Source organism: Candidatus Accumulibacter vicinus, assembly GCF_000584955.1.
Classification (GTDB): Bacteria; Pseudomonadota; Gammaproteobacteria; order Burkholderiales; family Rhodocyclaceae; genus Accumulibacter; species Accumulibacter vicinus.
In genome coordinates, this window is sequence record NZ_JDSS02000003.1 from 1 (window position 1) to 1,481 (window position 1,481).

At 66.2% G+C, this 1,481-nt stretch carries 1 protein-coding gene; it reads left to right on the forward strand.

Annotated features, from left to right (window positions below; genetic code table 11):
* Window positions 1-110 precede the first annotated feature (110 nt).
* Entirely contained in the window at window positions 111-1,358 is a 1,248-nt protein-coding gene (locus CAPSK01_RS00145) for an IS110 family transposase (protein ID WP_273702780.1), read from the forward strand.
* The last annotated feature ends 123 nt before the right edge of the window (window positions 1,359-1,481 follow it).

Sequence of the window (1,481 nt, forward strand, 5' to 3'; positions counted from 1 at the left end):
TCTTCCAGCTCACCGGTTTGCCGCGAGGCTGCTCGCGCAGCCTTGCGGTGCACCGGCCATGGGTGACGCTCCTGCGTGCCGCTGTGCACTCTACTCACAGGAGCATCGTGATGGAAGGTTTGTCGCCTCTGCACCGGCGTGTGGCCGGTATCGATGTACACCGCATGCTGCATGTGGTGACCGTGCTGATCGAGCAGCCCGACGGCTCGATGACCAAGCACAGTCGGGAGTTCGGTGGCTTCAAGCGCGACTGCCGCGCCCTGGCCGCCTGGCTGGGCGAGCTGCAGGTACAGCTGGTGGTCATGGAGAGCACCGGCATCTACTGGAAGAGCGTCTATTCGCACCTGGAGAACGCGGGGCTGATTGCCTGGGTGGTCAACGCGCACTTCATCAAGCATGTGCCCGGTCGCAAGACCGACATGCTCGATTCGGAGTGGCTGGCCGTGCTGGCGCGCTTCGGCCTGGTGCGCGGCAGCTTCATCCCGCCGAAGGACCTGCGCGAGCTGCGCCTGGTCTCGCGCTACCGGCGCAAGCTCAGCGCCACCTGCGCCAGCCAGGTCAACCGGCTGCACAAGATGCTCGACGACGGTGGCATCAAGCTGGGCGCGGTGGTCGCCGATGTCAACGGCGTGTCTGCGCGCGCCATGGTGCGCGGCCTCATCGATGGCCAGAGCCCGGCGCTGCTGCTGTCGCATGCCCGCGGTGCGCTCAAGCGCAAGACCGAGGAACTGGCCGCCAGCCTGGACGGTGACCTCAGCGAGCGGCACCTGTTCGTGCTGCGCCACCTCAGCGACAGCATCGAGCAGATGCAGCGCCAACTGGCCGACATCGACGCCTACCTGATGCGCGCCATGCAGCCCTATGCCTGGGCGCACAGCCTGCTGCAGACCATCCCCGGCATCGACGAGGTGGCAGCCGCGCTGATCCTCATCGAGATTGGCGACGACATGGCCCGCTTCGCCTCGCCCGAACGTCTGGCCTGCTGGGCCGCGCTGAGCCCGGGCAACCACGAGAGCGCGGGCAAGCGCAAGTCCGGGCGCACGCGCCACGGCAACAACGTCATCCGCCACATCCTGTGCGAGTGCGCCAATGCCGCGCGCATGACCAAGAGCACCCTGGCGGCAAAGTACAAGAGCCTGATGGTGCGCAAGTCGCACAAGAAAGCGATCGTTGCCGTGGCGCACAAGATGATCCGGCTGATCTACATCCTGCTGTCGCGCCGACAGCCCTATCTCGACCAGGCCATCGACTACGCGGCCATGTCGGCCAGGAAGAACGCCCCGCGCTGGATCAAGCAACTCAAGGCCATCGGCAAGTGGCCTGCACCCCGCGCATCGGCGGCCGCTGCCGCCACCTGATTCGCCGCTGAACTCCTGGGGTCGGGCCCAGCGGTTCTCAAATTGATGCTGCATGGCGGCAGACACCGCCTCGTCCTTATAGGGGGAGGCTTTCACGGTAACGTTCGAGCTAAGCGGGCGCCA

Excerpts from the sequence above, each read along its gene's own strand:
- CAPSK01_RS00145 (WP_273702780.1), top strand. The coding sequence starts at position 111 with ATGGAAGGTTTGTCGCCTCTGCACCGGCGTGTGGCCGGTATCGATGTA.